Annotated in this window: 21 protein-coding genes and 1 pseudogene; 11 read left to right on the top strand and 11 right to left on the bottom strand. The window is 71.6% G+C overall.

Going from position 1 to position 17456, the window contains the following annotated elements:
* The first annotated feature begins 9 nt into the window (after positions 1–9).
* The 5 genes from sigJ (at position 10) to ACIWQI_RS03340 (ending at position 3575) form a co-directional block, all read left to right on the top strand.
* Positions 10–933, top strand: coding sequence for an RNA polymerase sigma factor SigJ (gene sigJ, locus ACIWQI_RS03320; protein WP_396655676.1), 924 nt, complete (start codon positions 10–12; stop codon positions 931–933).
* Between the two features lie 53 nt (positions 934–986).
* On the top strand, positions 987–1436 hold the full coding sequence (locus tag ACIWQI_RS03325) for a MarR family winged helix-turn-helix transcriptional regulator (protein WP_396655677.1): 450 nt from the start codon (positions 987–989) through the stop codon (positions 1434–1436).
* A 135-nt stretch (positions 1437–1571) separates the two neighbouring features.
* Positions 1572–1955, top strand: a complete 384-nt coding sequence (locus ACIWQI_RS03330) for a hypothetical protein (protein ID WP_396655678.1) — start codon at positions 1572–1574, stop codon at positions 1953–1955.
* Positions 1956–2029: 74 nt separating this feature from the next.
* A complete protein-coding gene (locus tag ACIWQI_RS03335; RefSeq protein WP_396655679.1) occupies positions 2030–2785 on the top strand; it encodes an SDR family oxidoreductase in 756 nt (251 codons plus the stop codon).
* Positions 2786–2801: 16 nt separating this feature from the next.
* Positions 2802–3575 carry a thioesterase family protein gene (locus tag ACIWQI_RS03340; RefSeq protein WP_396655680.1) on the top strand — a complete coding sequence of 258 codons (774 nt, stop codon included), beginning with the start codon at positions 2802–2804 and terminating at the stop codon, positions 3573–3575.
* Here the strand turns inward: ACIWQI_RS03340 and ACIWQI_RS03345 are convergent.
* Positions 3556–3744, bottom strand: coding sequence for a hypothetical protein (locus ACIWQI_RS03345; protein WP_396655681.1), 189 nt, complete (start codon positions 3742–3744; stop codon positions 3556–3558). The two genes, ACIWQI_RS03340 and ACIWQI_RS03345, sit on opposite strands and share 20 nt — an antisense overlap.
* 98 nt (positions 3745–3842) lie before the next feature.
* On the opposite strand from ACIWQI_RS03345, the gene ACIWQI_RS03350 reads away from it, so the two are divergent.
* Positions 3843–4085 carry a hypothetical protein gene (locus tag ACIWQI_RS03350; RefSeq protein WP_396655682.1) on the top strand — a complete coding sequence of 81 codons (243 nt, stop codon included), beginning with the start codon at positions 3843–3845 and terminating at the stop codon, positions 4083–4085.
* Positions 4082–4507, top strand: a pseudogene (locus ACIWQI_RS03355) (ATP-binding cassette domain-containing protein); the annotation flags it as partial. The gene ACIWQI_RS03350 and the pseudogene ACIWQI_RS03355, both read left to right, overlap by 4 nt.
* Before the next feature lie 29 nt (positions 4508–4536).
* Here ACIWQI_RS03355 and ACIWQI_RS03360 read toward each other — a convergent pair.
* The 7 genes from ACIWQI_RS03360 to ACIWQI_RS03390 form a co-directional block, all read right to left on the bottom strand.
* Positions 4537–4716, bottom strand: a complete 180-nt coding sequence (locus tag ACIWQI_RS03360; RefSeq protein ID WP_396655881.1) for a hypothetical protein — start codon at positions 4714–4716, stop codon at positions 4537–4539.
* An 82-nt stretch (positions 4717–4798) separates the two neighbouring features.
* Positions 4799–6466: an alpha-amylase family protein gene (locus tag ACIWQI_RS03365; RefSeq protein ID WP_396655683.1), complete on the bottom strand. Its 1668-nt coding sequence runs from the start codon at positions 6464–6466 to the stop codon at positions 4799–4801.
* Positions 6463–7431: a TIGR03885 family FMN-dependent LLM class oxidoreductase gene (locus tag ACIWQI_RS03370; RefSeq protein ID WP_396655684.1), complete on the bottom strand. Its 969-nt coding sequence runs from the start codon at positions 7429–7431 to the stop codon at positions 6463–6465. Before ACIWQI_RS03370 ends, ACIWQI_RS03365 begins: the two co-directional genes overlap by 4 nt.
* 5 nt (positions 7432–7436) lie before the next feature.
* On the bottom strand, positions 7437–7670 hold the full coding sequence (locus ACIWQI_RS03375; RefSeq protein WP_396655685.1) for a hypothetical protein: 234 nt from the start codon (positions 7668–7670) through the stop codon (positions 7437–7439).
* A gap of 93 nt (positions 7671–7763) precedes the next feature.
* The gene (locus tag ACIWQI_RS03380; protein WP_396655686.1) at positions 7764–9221 is read right to left on the bottom strand and encodes an aminotransferase class I/II-fold pyridoxal phosphate-dependent enzyme; all 1458 of its coding nucleotides are present in this window, start codon (positions 9219–9221) and stop codon (positions 7764–7766) included.
* Positions 9218–10153 carry a nucleoside hydrolase gene (locus tag ACIWQI_RS03385; protein ID WP_396655687.1) on the bottom strand — a complete coding sequence of 312 codons (936 nt, stop codon included), beginning with the start codon at positions 10151–10153 and terminating at the stop codon, positions 9218–9220. The genes ACIWQI_RS03380 and ACIWQI_RS03385 overlap by 4 nt, the downstream gene beginning before the upstream one ends.
* A complete protein-coding gene (locus ACIWQI_RS03390) occupies positions 10150–11004 on the bottom strand; it encodes a PfkB family carbohydrate kinase (RefSeq protein WP_396655688.1) in 855 nt (284 codons plus the stop codon). The genes ACIWQI_RS03385 and ACIWQI_RS03390 overlap by 4 nt, the downstream gene beginning before the upstream one ends.
* 65 nt (positions 11005–11069) lie before the next feature.
* Here ACIWQI_RS03390 and ACIWQI_RS03395 point away from each other — a divergent pair, with 65 nt between their 5' ends.
* A complete protein-coding gene (locus ACIWQI_RS03395; protein WP_396655689.1) occupies positions 11070–11582 on the top strand; it encodes a CinA family protein in 513 nt (170 codons plus the stop codon).
* Here ACIWQI_RS03395 and ACIWQI_RS03400 read toward each other — a convergent pair.
* Positions 11527–12504, bottom strand: coding sequence for a cation transporter (locus ACIWQI_RS03400; RefSeq protein ID WP_396655690.1), 978 nt, complete (start codon positions 12502–12504; stop codon positions 11527–11529). The two genes, ACIWQI_RS03395 and ACIWQI_RS03400, sit on opposite strands and share 56 nt — an antisense overlap.
* Complete coding sequence (locus ACIWQI_RS03405) at positions 12501–12974, bottom strand: hypothetical protein (protein ID WP_396655879.1); 474 nt, start codon at positions 12972–12974, stop codon at positions 12501–12503. The genes ACIWQI_RS03400 and ACIWQI_RS03405 overlap by 4 nt, the downstream gene beginning before the upstream one ends.
* 285 nt (positions 12975–13259) lie before the next feature.
* Here ACIWQI_RS03405 and ACIWQI_RS03410 point away from each other — a divergent pair, with 285 nt between their 5' ends.
* Genes ACIWQI_RS03410 through ACIWQI_RS03420 form a run of 3 tightly spaced genes read left to right on the top strand, consistent with a single transcriptional unit; the run spans position 13260 to position 16788 of the window.
* Positions 13260–15170, top strand: coding sequence for an FAD-dependent monooxygenase (locus tag ACIWQI_RS03410; RefSeq protein ID WP_396655691.1), 1911 nt, complete (start codon positions 13260–13262; stop codon positions 15168–15170).
* Positions 15167–15598 (top strand): MarR family winged helix-turn-helix transcriptional regulator, encoded by a 432-nt coding sequence (locus ACIWQI_RS03415; protein ID WP_396655692.1) that lies wholly within the window; start codon positions 15167–15169, stop codon positions 15596–15598. Before ACIWQI_RS03410 ends, ACIWQI_RS03415 begins: the two co-directional genes overlap by 4 nt.
* Positions 15595–16788, top strand: coding sequence for an acyl-CoA dehydrogenase family protein (locus ACIWQI_RS03420; protein WP_396655693.1), 1194 nt, complete (start codon positions 15595–15597; stop codon positions 16786–16788). The genes ACIWQI_RS03415 and ACIWQI_RS03420 overlap by 4 nt, the downstream gene beginning before the upstream one ends.
* Here the strand turns inward: ACIWQI_RS03420 and ACIWQI_RS03425 are convergent.
* Positions 16778–17392, bottom strand: a complete 615-nt coding sequence (locus ACIWQI_RS03425) for a TetR/AcrR family transcriptional regulator (protein WP_396655694.1) — start codon at positions 17390–17392, stop codon at positions 16778–16780. The two genes, ACIWQI_RS03420 and ACIWQI_RS03425, sit on opposite strands and share 11 nt — an antisense overlap.
* Between the last annotated feature and the right edge of the window lie 64 nt (positions 17393–17456).

Genomic DNA, 17456 nt, shown 5'->3' on the forward strand with positions numbered 1-17456 from the left:
GGAGCTGACATGGAACCGGAACCGGACACCGCTCGATCCGACGAGGCCCTCGCGGCCTTCACGCACGCCAGACCGGTGCTCTTCGGCATCGCGTACCGCATCCTCGGGAGCGCCGCGGAGGCCGAGGACGTCCTGCAGGAGGCGTGGGTCCGGTGGCAGCTGTGCGACCGCACCGCAGTGCGCGAGCCGGCGGCCTTCCTCGCCACCACGACCACTCACCTCGCGATCAACGTGCTGCACAGCGCGCGCGTCCGACGCGAGACGTACATCGGACCATGGCTGCCCAGCCCCGTCGACACCGGTGCGGACCCTGCGCTGGGCGCCGAGCGGGACGAGGCGCTGCACCTGGCGACGCTCATGCTCATGGAGCGGCTGACGCCCCTCGAGCGCGCCGCGTTCGTGTTGCGCGCGGCCTTCGACTACCCGTACTCGCGCATCGCCGAGGTCATCGAGACGACCGAGCAGGCCGCCCGGCAGCTGGTCAGCCGGGCCAGACGCCACCTGTCCGGTGAGCGGATGCGAACACCCGACCGCGAGGCGCACCGCGGCTTCTTCCGCGTGTTCCTGCGGGCGGCGCGCTCGGGTGACACCGCAGCGCTCGAATCGCTGCTCGCCGCGGACGCCGTCAGCGTCACCGACGGCGGCGGCGTGGTGCGACGCACGGCGCGGCGGCCCATCCGCGGGCGCGAGAAGCTGGTGCGGTTCCTGCACGGGGTCTCGCGATGGTTCTGGAGCGACGTCGAGGTGCGTCCCGTCGAGGCCAACGGCCGTGCCGGTGCGCTCCTGGCCCGCGAGGGCCGCGTCTTCGCGCTGATCACGATCGAGGTGCACGCCGGTGCGGTCTCGCACGTCATGTGGGTGATGAGCCCGGACAAGCTGAGTGCGATCGCACCCGATCCGTCCCCGGTGCCGGAGTCCGCCGTCATGGCATGACGCAATCGCGTACGAGGAGATCGCCTACGAGCTTTCCGTGTTACGGTCGGAGCGTGGCCGAGTCATCCGCCCCTCCCGTCGTCGCACTCGACGACATGGTGTGCTTCAACCTGCACGCGGCCTTCCGCGCCGTCACGGCTGTGTACCGGCCGCTGCTCGAACCGCTGGGCCTGTCGTACCCCCAGTACCTCGTGCTGGCGATGCTGTGGCAGCACGGCGACCAGCCCGTGGGCGACCTCGTCACCGGCCTGCAGTCCGACTACGGCACGATCACGCCGCTGGTCAAGCGCATGGAGAAGCAGGGCCTGGTGGTCCGCACCCGCAACCCCGACGACGAGCGCAGCGTCATCGTCTCGCTGACCCCCGCCGGCGACGCCCTCCGCGCGCACGCGCCCGGCGTCTACCAGGTCATCACCGAGACCTTCGGGTTCACTCCGGAGCGAGCGGATGCCGCGCTGGAAGTGCTGCGGGCCATCTCCGCGCGGGCGGGGTCGGCTTCCTGACGTCACAGACCCGCACGCTGTCCGGTCATCCCTTCAGGGCGCGCGCGGGCGCGCGGAAGGGCGGGTCGGCATGCGCATCGGCTGCGCGTTGACGGCGACGGATGGAGCATGATCCCGTGGCGACGATCCATCCCGTTGCGAACACCCTCCTCGGAAGAGGCGTCCGCAGCGGCGCGCCGCGCGGTCGCGGAGCTGATCGCGGCGCTGCGCGGTGCAGCCGGCATCGATGACGTCCTGGATCGGCGCGTCCGGCTGACGGTGGATTCGGGCGGGGCGGCATCCTTGCCGTCGGGGATCGTGACAGGACGCGTGCCCGTCCGCAACGCGCTGCGCGACCTGCTCGCCCGCTTCGCCGAGCCGCAGTCGTCCGCCGCCGAGGTCAACGGCGCCCCCGGCGTCGTCATCCGCTCCCGCGGGCGCGTCGTCGCCGTGCTCGGCGCGAGGCCGCGGCGCGGGCGCATCGGGGAGCTCTGGGCCGTCGTCAACCCGGACAAGCTCGGGCACTGGGATTCCCGCTGACGTCACAGGGCGGCAGGCGGCGCGGTCAAAGCTGTGAGGGCGCCGAACGGGTGCCTCGAGAGGAAGGCAGGATCATGGCGAAGATCGTGGTCGTCGGGGGAACAGGACTCATCGGCTCGAAAGTGGTGCGCAAGCTCACCGAGCACGGGCACACGGCGATCGCCGCATCGCCGGCGACGGGGGTGAACACGGTGACCGGCGAGGGTCTGGCAGAGGTGCTCGCGCAGGTCGACACGGTCGTGGATGTCTCGAACTCGCCGTCCTTCGCCCCGGACGATGTGCGGGAATTCTTCCGGACCTCGACGACCAATCTGCTCGCCGCCGAGAAGGATGCCGGGGTGACGCACCACGTCGCCCTCACCATCGTCGGCACGAACCGGCCGCAGGAGATCCCGTACTTCGCCGCGAAGGCCGCGCAGGAGCAGCTCATCCGCTCGTCGGGCACGCCCTTCACCCTGGTGCACGCGACCCAGTTCTTCGAGTTCCTGGGCAGCATCGCCGACAGCTCGACCGATGGCCAGACCGTCCGCCTTCCGGGCGGGCTGGTGCAGCCGATCGCAGCGGAGGATGTCGCGACCGCCGTGGCGCGCGCGGCCGCCGGTGCGCCCGCCGGCGACATCGAGATCGCCGGGCCGGAGGCGTTCGGGCTCGACGAGTTCGTGCGCAGGGGGCTCGCCTTCCGTGGCGATCCGCGCACAGTGGTGCGCGACGACGACGCACCGTACTACGGCGCCCGCATCGCCGAGCGCACCCTGGTGCCGCTCGAGGGCGCGCAGCTCTTCCCGACCCGGCTCGAGGAGTGGCTGCCGGCGAACCCGCCGCGGGCGTAGCGGCTAGGGTGCCGGTGTGCCCGCCTTCTTCGAACGCCTGAGCCCGACGTCCTTCCGCGCGACCTCGATGACGGAGGGAGCGTGGGACCCCGGACAGATGCATGTCGCTCCCGGCATGAGCCTGCTGGTGCACGCGATCGAGACCGACCGCGACCAGCGCCGCGACGACCGCCCCAGGATCACCCGGGTATCCGTCGACATCCTGGGTCCCGCTCCGGTGGGCGAGGTCGAAGTGGACGTGCGGGTGCGGCGTCCTGGTCGGACCATCGAGCTGGTCGAGGCCGCCATGCGCCACGGCGGACGCGACGTGCTGCTCGCCCGGGCCTGGCTGCAGCAGGAGTACGACACGGCATCCATCGCCGGAACCCCGCTGACGCCCATCCCTTCGCCGGACCAGCTTCCCGAGCACGATGCGGCGGCCGGATGGTCGGGTGCGTTTGCGCACAGCCTGCACGCGCGCCTGCGCGAACTCGCGCCCGGCCACGGACACTTCTGGCTGCGCTCGGACACCCCGCTGGTCGAGGGGGAACCGGTGAGCCCGACCGCAGCGGCGTTCCGTGTCATCGACGTCGCCAACGGCATGGTGCCGCTCGTGCCGCCCTCCGCGGCGAACTTCCCGAATCTCGATCTCACCGTGCATCTGTTCCGCGCGCCCGGCGAGGGCTGGGTCGGGTTCGACAAGACGGCGACGATCGGCGCCGGCGGCATCGGCCTCACCCGCTGCACCCTGCACGATGCCGACGGACCGTTCGGCAGCGCGGCGCAGGTGCTCACGGTCCGGATGCGGTGAGATCCTCCGCCGGAGCCTTCCGGCGCTGCGCGATGACGAGCTCGAGCGCGTCGAGGTACATCTCGAGCTGCTTCGCGAAGACCTCCTCGTAGTCCACGATGCGCAGCTCGGTCTTGACGGCTTCGGCGTACGGGTACTGCGTCGGGTCGGCCGGGGTGTAGACCTGCACCCCAGCCCTCTGAGGCGTAGCCGCGCTCGGCGGACGAGAGCCGCACCGCCTGGCCCTGGGAGGCGCCGAGGATGAGGTTCGCGTACACCTGGTAGTAGATGACCGCCTCACGTCCGCGCAGCCCGGCGTGGTGCAGGGCCTGCAGCCAGCTCAAGCGCATCAACGAGGCGGAGGGCACCGCGATGCTGTTGCGGCAGGGCGAGGTGGTGGAGCACCTCACCGGGGCGCAGCTCGCCGCGCGCGAGGTGTCGCACCCGTACACCAAGGAGCTGCTGGCGGCGACGCCCACGCTGCGGACCACGCCCGCCGGGCCCGCTGAGACCGAGGAGGTCGTGTCATGACCGCTCTGCTGGAGGTGTCGTCGCTCGTGGTGAGTCTCGGCCACGGCCTGCGCTCGACGCAGGTGCTGGGCGGCGTCGACCTGGCGGCGCCGCGGGGCGCGACGGTCGGGCTGGTCGGCGAGTCGGGGTCGGGCAAGTCCACGATCGCTCGGACGATCCTCGGCATCCACCGCGCCCAGAGCGGCTCGATCCGCTTCGACGGCGTGGAGCTGGTCGGAGCGGGGCGCCGGGCCCGCGCCCGGGTGCGGCGCCGCATCCAGCTCATCCCGCAGGATCCGTACTCGTCGCTGGACCCGCGGCGCACGATCGGCCAGACCCTCGCCGAGGCGATCGATCCCGTCGGCGCCCGGGTGCGGCAGCACCGTGATCGCATCGCCGAAGCGCTGCGGTCGGTTGCCCTCGACGAATCGGCGATGCCGCTGTACCCGCACGAGTTCTCAGGCGGGCAGCGTCAGCGCATCGCGATCGCCCGGGCGCTGTCGGCGGTCCGTGCGCAGGCCGCGTCCGCCGCGCGCAGCAGCCGCACGTCGTCGTCGGCGTCGGCCAGGGCCGAGAGCACGGCCGCGCTGAGGGGACCGCGGGGGGAGACCGAGACCCCCAGGGACGGAACGACAGGTGGTGCGATGCTCACAGGGAGAGCCTCTCAACGAGGGCTCTCACGCGCAGGGGGCTTGACTCCCGTGGTGATCGCCACTAGCTCTGCGTCGCGCGGATCAGATGCCCGACGGCAGCGGCCCGTCGTCCTGAACGGCGCGCAGCCAGCGGAAGCCGAAGGGCGGCAGCTCGAGCGTCAGGCGAAGGTCGTCGCCGAGCGTGAACTGCTCGGGGCCGAGCAGGTCGATCAGGGTCAGCTCGCGCAGCCGCCGGGGAAGCTCGACGGTGACCGTCGCCGGCTCGTCCGCGAGGTTGTGCTCGGCCAGGAACGCGCCGTAGGGGGTCGACAGCAGGTGGACGAGCACTCCGCGCGCGTCCGTGTCGAGCACCTCGAGCTCGCCCCACCCGATCTCCGGAGTGGAGCGGTAGCGGTATGCGAGGGTGCGGACGAAGTGGAACAGGGAGTCCGGATCCTGCGCTGCGGCCCGGGCGTTGACGTGCTGCGGCCCGTATCCGCCGGCGGTCATCGGCGACCGCAGCTGTGAGGGCCGCGCGGAGGAGAAGCCGCCGTTGCGGCCGGGCGTCCACTGCATGGGCGAGCGCACCGCGCCGCGCCCGGGGATGTCGGGATTCTCGCCCATGCCGATCTCTTCGCCGTAGAACAGCATCGGCGCCCCCGGCAGTGAGAAGAGCAGACTGTACGCGAGCCGGAGGCGACGCGGATCGCCGTCCAGGATCGGGGCCAGGCGACGCAGGATGCCACGGCCGTACGCCCGCTGGTCGGGATCAGGTGCGTACGCGGCGAACACCTCCTCCCGCTCCGCCTCCGACAGCTGATCCAGCGTCAGCTCATCGTGGTTGCGCAGGAAGTTCACCCAGCCCACCGGCTCCTCCATGGCCGGCCGCGAGAGCAGGGCCTTGCGCAGCGGCCGCGCATCCTGGCGGACGAACGACAGGAAGGTGGCCTGCATGGTCGTGAAGTCGAACTGGGCGTCCAGCTCGTCGGTGTCGGCGCCGAAGAACGCGATCTGCTGCCGATGCGGGAGGTTGACCTCCCCCATGAGCAGGGCTTCGCTGGATCGCCGCCGCGTGAACCGCTTGGCGTCCCGCACGAACTCGTGCGGATCGGGTGAGGCGTCGGGTGCGCCGGGATGCGAGAGCAGGAAGGGGACGGCGTCGATGCGGAACCCCGCGACCCCGAGCGTCAGCCAGAACGCCATGATCTTGGCGATCTCGTCGCGCACGGCGGGGTTGCCGAGGTTGAGGTCGGGCTGATGCCGGTAGAAGGTGTGCTGGAAGTACTGCTGGGTGCGAGGCTCCCACTCCCACACGCTTTCCTCCTCGCCCGGGAACACCTTGTTCTTGGAATTCGGCGGGCGCTTGTCGCGCCAGATGTAGTAGTCGCGATACCGGGACGTGCGCGACCGCTTCGCCTGCTGGAACCACGGGTGCCGGTCGGAGGTGTGGTTGACGACGAGATCGACGATGACGCGGATGCCTCGGCTGCGCGCCGTGCGGACGAACTCCGCGGCGTCGCCGTGATCGCCGAGGCGCCGATCGACCCCGTAGAAGTCGATGATGTCGTAGCCGTCGTCACGATCGGGACTCGGGTAGAACGGCATCAGCCACACGCAGTTCACGCCCAGGTCGGCGAGGTAGTCGATGCTGTCGGTGAGGCCCGCGAAATCGCCGCACCCGTTTCCGTCGGTGTCGCGGAACATCTCGACGTCCAGGCAGTAGAAGACCGCGGACTTCCACCACAGATCGCCGGTGTCGGCCGTCTTCACGTCGCCTCCTTCAGAGCCGGGAGGAGCTCGTCGGCCGCACGGCGCAGGAACGTCTCCTGATCGGTGTCCACCTCGTGCAGGTAGAGCTCGTCGGCGCCCGCGGCCTCCGCCAGCTCGGCGAGCCGGGCCGCCATGCGGACGGCATCGGATTCGATGATCACCGCCTGCTCCAGGGTCGCCAGATCGCCGGGATCGGCCAGTCGATCGAACTCCTCGGGCTGGGCGACGTCCCACATCCGCTCGGGCGGGGTCGTGGCGTGGCGCCACTGGTCGGCTGCGATGGCGAGCCCCTCGGCGCGCGAGGCGGCGAGGCAGAGGTGCACCTGCAGCGCGACCACTCCGTCACCACCTCCGTCGCGGTAGGCGCCGACGACGCGGGCCACCTGTTCCGGATCCGACCCCACCGTGATGAGACCGTCCGCCCAGCCCGCGACCCAGCGCGCCGTCTCGGCGCTGACGGCGGCACCCAGCAGCGGCGGGGCGACGGCCGGGCGCGACCAGACGCGCGCGGCGTGGACCACCACCGCATCGTCGTGATCGACGGTCTCGCCGGCGATCAGGCGCCGCATGACGTCGGCGGACTCGCGCAGGCGCTGCTCGCGGTAGGCCTTGCCGGGCCAGCCCGTGCCCGTGATGTGCTCGTTGATCGCCTCACCGCTGCCCAGGGCCGCCCAGAACCTGCCGGGGAACATCTCCGCGAGGGTCGCCGCCGCCTGCGCCAGGATGGCCGGGTGGTACCGCTGGCCCGGAGCGGTCACGACCCCCAAGCGCAGCGAGGTCGTCGCCAGCGCCGCGCCGAGCCAGCTCCAGGCGAAGCCCGACTCCCCCTGCGCCAGCCCCCACGGGGCGAAGTGATCGGAGCACATCGCCACGTCGAAGCCGGCTCGCTCGGCGCCCTGCACGGCCTCCAGCAGCGTCGACGGAGCCAGCTGCTCGTGCGAGGCGTGGAATCCGATGAGCACCATGCTCGTCACTCGTCCTCGGGCGCGAGGTCTCCCTGCCCCTCTTCGCCGAGCGCCGCGGTGACGGGGTCGTCGCCCTGCGTCTCGGGCTGCATGGCCTCGGTCGGAAGGTCCTCGCGCGGGATCTCCTCGTCCCATGCCTCCCGCGCCCCGGCGGCCGTGGTCGGGTCGGACGGATCGGCGGCCGACTCGGTCGACTCCCACTCCCGCTGCGCCGCATCCTGGTCGTTCACATCGCTCATCACGGGTCTCCTCACGTCTTCTCCCGGCACCCTACGAACCGCGACGACGAAGCGGCGCGGGGGTTGTCGCCGCGCCGGTGAGGTGCTAGCGGTTCAGTCGACGACCTGCAGGGTCGCGAGGGTCGGGTCGGCGGCGTACGCGATGCGGCCGCCGTCGGCCCGCACGGCCCGCAGCGCCTCGAGCGCGTCGACGGTGACCACCTCCCCGGGCGCCAGCACGGGCACCCCGGGCGGATACGGCGCGATCAGCTCGGCGCACACGCGCCCGACAGCGGCGTCGGCTGCCACGGTCTCGTGCGCGGCGAAGAACGCCGTACGCGGGTCGACGGCGGTCTCGGCCTCGACGGTCCACGCCGGCGACGGCTCCACACGGCGGGGCTCGCCGCGATGCCGCTCGACGGCGGCGGCGAGCGCGTCGACGAGCCGGCCCACCGAATCCTCGTCGTCGCCCATCGTCACCATGGGCACCAGCACATCGCGGTCCGCCATCTCGAGCGGCATGCCAGCGGCCAGCAGGTCACGCTCCACGGCATGGCCGTGGGCGCCGGTGCCGGCCAGGAGCACCACGAGCTTGGCCGGGTCGACGGCGAGCGTCGCCGAGTCGGTGAGCACCGACATCCCCTCGACCTCGCGCAGCCGGCTCCGCGCCCCGTCGACGAGTCGCACCAGGCGGCCCACGACCTCTTCGCCGTCGCGCTGCAGCAGGGCGCGCGCAGCATCCGTGCTCGCCAGGATCGCCCCCGCCGGGCTCGTGGTGTGGGTCGCCTCGAAGGCCCGCTCGAGCCGGTCGGGGTCGAGCAGCCCGCCGTCGCGGGTGCTGCGCGCCAGCAGCAGGGCCGCCTGCGTCCACGACGGCAGCGCCTTGTGCGCGCTGGTCACCAGTGCGTCGGCGCCGCGCTGCAGCGCATGCCCGGGAACGCGCAACGAGAACCCGAGGTACGCCGACCAGGCGGCATCCACCACCAGCGGGACCCCCGCCGCGTGCGCCGCCTCGGCCAGCCCCGTGATGTCCGACATCGTGCCCACGTAGGACGGGTCGCCGACGAGGACGCCGCAGGCATCCGGGTGGGCGGCGAGCGCCGCCTCGACCGCGGCGACCGGCACACCGCCGGGCAGACCGGTGGCCGCATCGATCTCCGGCCGGACCCACACCGGTCGCAGTCCCGCCAGGACGATGCCCAGCAGCACCGAGCGGTGCAGCGTCCGTGACACGACGACCGGCCGGCCGGGGCCGCCCAGAGCGAGGATCGAGGCCTGGTTCGCGTGAGTCGAGCCGCCCACCGACATACGCGCCCAGTCCACACCCCACGCCGCGGCCGCCCGTGCTTCGCCGTCGGCGAGCAGCGCGTGGGTCTCCTTCACGGGAGCGAGCCCCGCGTACAGCGGAACATCGCCGCGGATCACGTCGCCGACCAGATCGGTGCGGTGCTTGTGCCCGGGCACGCTGAACGGGGTGACCTCGCCGCGCGCCTGTGCGGCGGTGAAGCGGAGCCAGGCGTCCAGGAGCGGGGCGTCGGGCGCGAGGTGGCGCGGGTCGCGGGGGTCGGTCACCGCAGGCGGCCGATCGCGTCGCCCATGGCCGACCAGAAGCGCTCGACGTCGAGGGTCATCGCCGCCCACGCGTTGGGCTCGCGTCCGAGCACGCCGTCGAGGTCGGTGCTGGTCGCCCCGGCGGTCTCGGTGCCGGTCAGCTCGACGTCGATGCGCGTGCGGCGGCGCGTCACCAGGGACGGGTCGGCGACCGCGGCGACGGCGACGGGATCGTGCAGCGGACCGTCCGGCAGCCCGAACACCTCGTCGTTGGTGCGGCAGAAGAACTCGAGCAGCTCGTCGCCGAACCCGGCGGTCGCGGTGCCGATCGCGGCGAGTCGCTCGCGCACGGCGGCGGTGACGAGGGCCGTGTGGGTGACGTTGAGCCCCACCATCGTGAACGGGACCCCGCTGTCCAGCACCAGCCGCAGCGCCTCGGGGTCGACCCAGGCGTTGAACTCCGCGTACGGAGTCACGTTGCCGCGCTCGGTGGACCCGCCCATCCAGACGATCTCGCGGATGCGGCGCGCCTGCTCCGGACGGTCGCGCAGCAGGATCGCGACGTTGGTGATCGGCCCGGTGGCGATGATGGTGACCGGATCGGAGGATGCCTGCAGCACATCGACCATCAGCTCGGTCGCCGTGCGCGGGTCGAGGGGCACCGTGGGCTCGGGCAGCGACGGACCGCCCAGCCCGTTCTCGCCGTGGATCCACTCCGCCGTCTGCAGCTCGCGCACGAGGGGGCGATCGGCGCCGGCGGCCACGGGCACATCCTGGATGCCGGCGACGGTGAGCGCGATGCGGGCGTTGCGCGCCGTGTGGCGCAGCGGCACATTGCCGCCGACGGTGGTGACGGCCTGCAGCTCGACGCCGGGGTGGCCCGCGGCCAGCCACAGGGCGAAGACATCGTCGTGGCCCGGGTCGCAGTCGATGATGACGGGGATGCCGCTCACGGCCCCTCCTTCTCCAGATAGGCGTCGAGCACCTCGAACGGCGGCTGGCTCGCCTCGTGCTCCACCGCCGCAGCGCCCACGGCGCAGGCGACCTCCAGCGCGCTGCGGTCGTCGAACCCGCGGCGCAGCGCGAGCACGAGGGCGGCGCAGAAGGCGTCCCCCGCGCCGACGGTGCTCACGACATCGGCCTTCCTTCCGGCCGCCCGCGCCGTCTCGACTCCATCCGTGAACAGCGCCGCGCCGGCGGCGCCATAGGTGACGACGACCCGGCGGCCGTGATGCAGCTGCGGCATCAGCGCGTACTCCGACTCGTTGACGATGAACAGGTCAGTGCGTTCGACCAGTTCGGGTGGAAGCAGCTGTGCCGGCGAGGCGTTCACGGCGAGGTAGCCGGGATGGGCCGCTGCGAGCGCGGTGACCGTCTCGAGCGGCAGCTCGAGCTGGGTGATCACCGCCTCGTCGGCGGACAGCGCGGCCCCGCTCAGATCGATGTGCCAGTTCGCTCCGGGGCAGACGATGATCTGGTTCTCGCCGCGCGCATCGACGCCGATGAGCGCGACGCCGGTCGGGGCCTCGGCGTCGAGGACCCCGCTGATATCGACGCCTGCCGCCTGCAGCTGCTGCCGCGACCATGGTCCGTCGGCGTCGTCGCCGACCGCGCCGATCATCCGCACCGCCGCACCCAGCCGCGCGGCGGCGGCGGCCTGGTTGGCCCCCTTGCCGCCGGCGATGCGCACGAGCGTGCCCCCGCCGACCGTCTCCCCCGCGGCGGGAAGCCGCTCCACGTGGGCCGTGTAGTCGACGTTGATGCTGCCGACGACGACGATCCTCGGTGCTGCATCCGGCGTCATGGCTCCATCATGCCTGTCCTGCCGCCGGCGATGCACGACTGCGGTCGCGCCCCTAGTCTGGACGGGTGGAGGACGCAGCAGCCCCCCGGCTCGACGAGCTGGCCCGGCTCTCGTCGCAGCGCGATATCCGCCTCGCCGTCGCCGAGTCGCTCACGAGCGGGCTGCTCGCCTCGCGCATCGGCGCGGCCGAGGATGCCGCCACCTGGTTCGCCGGCGGCGTCGTCGCGTATCAGCGCAGTTCGAAGGAGGACGTGCTCGGCATCCCGAACGGGATCGACCTGTGCTCCGACCTGTGCGCACAGACGATGGCGGAGGGCGTGCGGCGGCTGTTCGGCGTCGACATCGCCGTCTCGACGACCGGCGTCGGCGGACCCGAGGCACAGGGTGTGCACGCGCCGGGCAGCGTCTACCTCGGCTGGGCCGTGCGCGGCGAGGCGGGGCACGAGTTCCATCGCTTCGACGGCGACCCGACCGAGGTGCTCGAGAAGACGACCGCGGCGGCGATCGCACTGCTGTGCCGTCTCATCGATCGTCGAGACCCCGGTCCGCCTCCGCCGGAAGCCGCGGAACCGGGATGATCACGACGTTCTGCAGCTTCCAGTCCAGCGCGGTCACCGCCTCGGTGACCTCCTGCAGCGTCTCGACCTTCGGCGGCCGCGACTTCACCGGCACGACGAAGACCTCGGCGTGGAACACCTGCCCGAGATCGCGCATGCGCACGGCGACGTCGGCCACCCAGGGCTGACGGCGCAGGTGGTCGGTCACCTCGCGGATGAGGGGGTGCGGCATCTTGTCCTCGTAGGTGCGGGCGCGCTGGTCGAGCAGGTCGAGCACCGCCGAGCGCGTGTTCTTGAAGCCGTCCCAGACGATGCCGCAGGAGATGAACAGCGCGGCCGCGCCGTCCAGCCACCACAGCCCCACGCCGATCCCGAGCACGCCCACGACCGAGGCCGCGTTGGTGTGCCAGTCGGCCTTGGCCATGTCGGCATCGGCGTAGAGGACCTTGTTGTGCAGCAGCGGGGCGAGCTTCAGCTTCGCCCGCCCGTAGATGAACGGGCCGACGGCGATGACGGCCATCACCGCGACCATCAGCCAGCCGAGCCAGATGGTGCGGCCGAACAGCTGCACCGTTCCGATGGTCGGGTGCTCGACCGCGACCAGACCCGTGATCGACTCGACGGCGAGGTTGAGGCCGACCACCAGCAGCGCCACTCCCGCGACGAGGTGGCCGACATCCATTCCGCGCTGCAGTCCGTACGGGAAGCGCCGGGTGGGCGAGCGGCGCATGAAGATCAGGGCGACGAGGAATGAGATCTGGGGGAGCAGCGACAGCATGTCCTCGATCCAGGCCGTCCGCATCGCCTGCGAGTTCCCGACGACGAACGCGACCAGGACGATGGTGATCGAGGTATAGACGATCGTCGCCCACTCCCACGCGACGGCTTTGCGCAGCGCCTGGGCCTGCGCCTCCGGGATCCCGTACTGCGTGCGCCTGCTCACCCGCCGACCCTTCCGTCGAGGAAGGTCTCGAGCGCCGACAGCAGGCGGTTCTCGCCCAGCGGCACCAGGAGCACCAGCTCACGCCCGTCCGCCCCCGTGATACCCCGGTACCCGCGCGACACCCCGACGCGGTCGGCCCACGGTGTGTCCGACGTCATCCCGCCGACCACGACGTCCAGCCGCCCCTCTTCGAGGGCCACCACCAGCGACTCCTCGCTGCCCACCGTCCAATCGACCTCGGCATCCTGTGTGCGTGCGAAGTCGGCCACGAGTGCAGCCAGCGGACCCGAGACATCCCTCCCGTCGATCTCGACCAGACCCGGTTCGAGCGAGGCTCCGGCGCGCAGGACCGTGCCCTGGACGCGATCGAGGGAGCCGCCGGGGTCGGTCGGCACCCGGATGCCGCACCCGGTCAGGAGCAGGACCGCCGCCAGCATCGCCACGAGGGCGCCGGCGACGGCGCGTCGCATGGTCACACGGCGATTGTCGGCTCTGCGGCGCCCGCGTGTCGCCGTGCTGGCGCGCACACGCACATCGTGCTACACAGTCCGCGCCGCACGCGTGGCGGCGGACCGAAAGTCGGGCCGGTGACGGGACACGCCGGGACGGGATGCCGCGGCCCGGCGTGTCGCTGCGCGGACCCGACTTTTGGCCCGCGCCCCCGGCGCGGCAAGGTCGGAAAGACGGTGTTGTAATCGTTGGGGTACTGACGATATGCTGGTGCGCATCCAGAACTCGACCGAAGGAGATCTGCCGTGCAGTTCTACCGTGACGGCTACCGGCCCGGGAGCCCGGACACCAAGCCCGCCTCCCCGCAGGCGCTCGCCCGCCCGGCCGACCTCCCCGCCGAGGTGGACGTCCTGATCGTCGGGACCGGCCCTGCCGGCACCGTCCTGGCCGCGCAGCTCGCCGAGTTCCCCGACATCGACACGCGCATCGTCGAGCGACGCGGAGGACCCCTCGAGAAGGGCCAGGCCGACGGCGTCGCGTGCCGCACCGTCGAGATGTTCCAGGCGTTCGGTCTCGCCGAGGCGCTCGTGCGCGAGGCCTACTGGGTCAACGAGGTGCGGTTCTGGGGCCCGTCCGCGCACGATCGCTCGCGCATCGAGCGCACCGGCTGGGTCGAGGACACCCCCGAAGGCCTCAGCGAGTTCCCGCACGTCATCGTGAATCAGGCGCGCATGCAGCAGTATCTGCTCGACCACGCCGCCCAGTCCTCGGCCCGGCTCGAGCCCGACTACGGCATCGAGTTCGTGACGCTCACCGTCGACCCCGACGGCGGCGATCACCCGGTCAGCGTCACGCTGCGCCGCGTCGAGGGCGAGCGGGCGGGTGAGGAGATCTCGCTCCGCGCGAAGTACGTCATCGGCTGCGACGGTGCCCGCAGCAACGTCCGGCGCGCGATCGGACGCGAGCTGAAGGGGGATGCCGCGAACCATGCGTGGGGAGTGATCGATGTCCTCGCGAACACGGACTTCCCCGACTGGCGCACGAAGAACGTCATCCAGTCCGCGGGCAAGGGCAGCCTCCTGATGATCCCCCGCGAGGGCGGCAACATGGTCCGCCTCTACGTCGATCTCGGCGAGGTGCCCGCCGGCGACACGTCCATCCGCCAGACCACCGCCGAGCAGCTCGCCGAGGTCGCGAACCGCATCCTGCATCCGTACTCGATCGACGTGAAGTCGGTGGCCTGGTCGTCGGTGTACGAGGTCGGCCAGCGGCTCACCGACAAGTTCGACGACGTGCCCGCCGGCGCGGAGGCGGTTCGCCTTCCGCGCGTGTTCATCGCCGGCGACGCCTGCCACACGCACTCCGCGAAGGCCGGGCAGGGCATGAACGTCTCGATGCAGGACGCGTTCAACCTCGGCTGGAAGATCGCGGCGGTGCTGCAGGGCCGTTCGGACGCCGCGCTGCTGCACTCGTACTCGGCGGAGCGTCAGTCGGTCGCGAAGGACCTCATCGAGTTCGACCGATTCTGGTCGGCGTTCATCGCCCAGCCCACCGTCGACCCCGAGCACCCCGAGCTCGGAGGCGTCACGAGCGACCAGATGCAGGCGGAGTTCGCGCGCCAGGGCCGCTACACGGCGGGGCTTGCGACCAGGTACACGCCCTCGACGCTCACGGGCACCGACGAGCACCAGGACCTCGCGACCGGATTCGAGATCGGCACCCGCTTCCACTCGGCGCCGGTCGCCCGCGTCGCCGACGCCAAGCGCTGCGAGCTCGGCCACGCGCATGTCGCGGACGGCCGCTGGCGCATCTACGCCTTCGGCGACGCCGACGGCACGGGGCTCATCGACTTCGCTGCGTGGCTGAGCAGCGATCCGGCCTCGCCGGTGCGCCGCTTCACGCCGGACGGCGCCGACATCGACAGCGTCATCGACGTGCACGGCATCTTCCGCACCGGACACCACGACGTCGACATCACGTCCCTGCCCGAGATCCTGCTGCCGCACTCCGGTCCGCTCGGCCTCCAGGACTGGGAGAAGGTGTGGGCCCTCGACCCGGGGCACAACATCTTCCGCGACCGCGGCATCGGCCGCGACGGAGCGGTGGTGGTGGTCCGTCCCGACCAGTACGTCGCGCAGGTGCTGCCGCTGTCGGCGCGCGAAGAGCTGACCGAGTTCTTCGCCGGGTTCCTGGTGGAGCGGGTGACGGTGCGATGACGGATGCCGCGGCATCCACCGATCCGGAGCCCCAGCGCCACATCGGATACCTCATCCGGCGTGCGCAGCAGCACCACGTCGCAGCGTGGGCACGCACCGTGTCGACCGAGATCTCCAGCGTGCAGTACGCGATCCTCGTGGTGCTCGACCGCCTCGACAGCGCGAGTCAGCGCGAACTGTGCGACGAGGTCGACCTCGACCGCTCGACCGTCGCCGACCTCGTCTCCCGCATGGAGAAGCGCGGCCTCGTGCGCCGCTGGCGCGACCCCGCCGATGCGCGCCGCAACAGCGTCGCGCTCACCGACCGCGGCCGCGACGAGCGCCGCCGCCTGGCGCCCCTCGTGCACGAGGTGCAGCGCGAACTGACCGCCCCGCTGGACGAAGCCGACCGCCTGCAGCTGCAGGCGCTGCTGAGGAGGATCCTGTGAACGACCGTCCCCGTTACGATGCCGGAATGAACGCCGTCGCCGTCCCCCGCACGATCTTCGACGAGTCGCACGACGACTTCCGCGACACCGTGCGCCGCTTCGTCGAGCGCGAGGTGGTGCCGAACCTGGAGCGCTGGAGCGAGGCGGGGCGCGTCGACCGCGACCTGTTCCGCAAGGCCGCCGAGACGGGGCTGCTGGGCATCACCGCGCCGGAGGAGTTCGGCGGCGGCGGCGTCGAGGACTTCCGCTACAACGCCATCATCATCGAGGAGTTCGCCGGCGCCGGGGCGACGGATGTGTCGATGTCGATCGACGGCGAGAACGACCTGGTCGCCCCGTACTTCATCGCGTTCGGCACCGACGAGCAGAACGAGCGCTGGCTGGCGCCGATGCTGGCCGGGGAGAAGATCGGGGCCATCGCGATGACCGAGCCGGGCGCCGGGTCGGATCTCGCGAGCCTCACCACCACTGCCCGCCCTGACGGCGACGAATTCGTGCTGAACGGCGCGAAGACCTTCATCTCGAACGGCCTGCTCGCCGATTTCGTCATCGTCGCCGCCCGCACCGACCCCGAGGCCGGCCGCAAGGGCATCAGTCTGCTGGTCGTCGACACGGACACGCCGGGTTTCACCCGCTCGGGCCCGCTCAAGAAGATCGGCCTTTTCGCACAGGACACCGCGGAGCTGTCGTTCGCCGACGTGCGGGTGCCGCGCGCGAACGTGCTCGGCGGCGAGGGCGAGGGCTGGAAGAACATGCGCCGGAACCTCCCCATCGAGCGGCTCAGCATCGCCGTGACGTCGATGGCGCGCATGCGCGCGACGTTCGAGCAGGCGCTCGCCTACGCGACCGAGCGGCACGCGTTCGGCCAGCGCATCGCCGACTTCCAGGCCAATCGCTTCTACCTGGCCGAGCTCGCCACCGAGATCGAGGTCACCCAGGCCTTCATCGACCGGTGCATCGTGGATGCCTCGGGGCACCAGCTCGACGAGGTCACCGCCGCGATGGCCAAGTGGTGGACGACGGAGCTCCACCAGCGGGTCATCCAGCGCGCCCTGCAGCTGCACGGCGGCTATGGCTTTATGCGCGAGTACGCCGTCGCCCGCGACTACATGGACTCGCGGGTGGCCACGATCTTCGGCGGCACCACCGAGATCATGAAGGAGATCATCGGGCGCCGGCTCACGAAGTAGCCGGACGGCTGCCGCGCACGCCGGCGACGATCAGCCGGGCAAGCGCCCGATACGCGTCGGCGTCGTCCATCCCGGTCGCCTCCGCCACCTCCTTGCGGTGGATCGCGTTCATGACGATGCCCGCGACCGTGCCGATGAACTCGGCGTCCTTGCGGGACATCGGCTCGGCCGCGCCCCGGACCAGCTGCTGCACCTGCGCGGCGGCCGCGCGCGTGTTCTGGTCGTAGATCTCCCGCGCGGGAGCGAACTCGTCCAGGTCCGCGAAGAACTGGGGGGAGGCCGGCGCCAGGGCCTGAGAGATGAGGAGGAGATAGGAGCCGATCTGGCGGGTGGGGTCCGCGCCCCGATCGAGGTTGCGCTCGATCCACTCGGTGGCACGCCGGAAGAACGCGCGCACGACGGTCAGCACGACCTGCTCCTTACTCTCCCCCAGGGTGTAGATCGTCCGCTTGGAGCAGTGCGCCCACGCGGCCATGTCGTCGACGCTCAGGCCGCGGAACCCGTCCTCGAGGAACAGCGCGATGAGGCTGTCCAGCAGTGACTCACGTCGCGCCGCCTGCTGAGCGGGCCGCTGGCGGGCGCCCAGGCGCGGCGACTCGGACATGGTGCAATGGTAGTCGATGGTACTCGAAGAGATTCTGTAGTACCGTTTCTCGTACCAACTCAGA

The sequence above is a fragment of the Microbacterium sp. genome (assembly GCF_044508325.1).
Taxonomy (GTDB): domain Bacteria; phylum Actinomycetota; class Actinomycetes; order Actinomycetales; family Microbacteriaceae; genus Microbacterium.

Bases quoted from the DNA above. Each gene is read 5' to 3' on its own strand.
- sigJ (WP_396655676.1), top strand. From the start codon at position 10: ATGGAACCGGAACCGGACACCGCTCGATCCGACGAGGCCCTCGCGGCC.
- ACIWQI_RS03335 (WP_396655679.1), top strand. From the start codon at position 2,030: ATGGCGAAGATCGTGGTCGTCGGGGGAACAGGACTCATCGGCTCGAAA.
- ACIWQI_RS03350 (WP_396655682.1), top strand. From the start codon at position 3,843: ATGACCGCCTCACGTCCGCGCAGCCCGGCGTGGTGCAGGGCCTGCAGC.
- ACIWQI_RS03370 (WP_396655684.1), bottom strand. From the start codon at position 7,431: ATGGTGCTCATCGGATTCCACGCCTCGCACGAGCAGCTGGCTCCGTCG.
- ACIWQI_RS03375 (WP_396655685.1), bottom strand. From the start codon at position 7,670: ATGAGCGATGTGAACGACCAGGATGCGGCGCAGCGGGAGTGGGAGTCG.
- ACIWQI_RS03390 (WP_396655688.1), bottom strand. From the start codon at position 11,004: ATGACGCCGGATGCAGCACCGAGGATCGTCGTCGTCGGCAGCATCAAC.
- ACIWQI_RS03405 (WP_396655879.1), bottom strand. From the start codon at position 12,974: ATGCGACGCGCCGTCGCCGGCGCCCTCGTGGCGATGCTGGCGGCGGTC.
- ACIWQI_RS03415 (WP_396655692.1), top strand. From the start codon at position 15,167: ATGACGGATGCCGCGGCATCCACCGATCCGGAGCCCCAGCGCCACATC.
- ACIWQI_RS03425 (WP_396655694.1), bottom strand. From the start codon at position 17,392: ATGTCCGAGTCGCCGCGCCTGGGCGCCCGCCAGCGGCCCGCTCAGCAG.